At 58.9% G+C, this 248-nt stretch carries 1 pseudogene; it reads right to left on the reverse strand.

Annotation, left to right across the window (positions count from 1 at the left end):
- Nucleotides 1–214 (reverse strand): annotated as a pseudogene (locus SB816_RS33885) (hypothetical protein); the annotation flags it as partial.
- Nucleotides 215–248: the final 34 nt, after the last annotated feature.

A 248-nucleotide genomic window follows, 5' to 3' on the forward strand; every position in this document is an offset into this window, starting at 1 on the left:
GCGGCCCTTCCGCTGGATCGAGAAGCAGCAACGTGCTCGGCTTGAATCGATGGTTGCGCTCGATGCCAGAAGTGCCGATTGCGAGCACTGCATGGTTGTGCAGCGTCCCAACCTCGCGCCAGCTACAGATCACAAGCCGCTTCCGTGCCAGTTCGCGCTCAACGAATGCGACCGTATCTCGATGTGAACCGCGTTCGAGCAGCTTGGTGTGCAACTCGCAATCCAGATCGGCAATGAATGTCGCCAGT

This window comes from Achromobacter sp. SIMBA_011 (genome assembly GCF_046535435.1).
Lineage (GTDB): Bacteria > Pseudomonadota > Gammaproteobacteria > Burkholderiales > Burkholderiaceae_B > Achromobacter > Achromobacter dolens.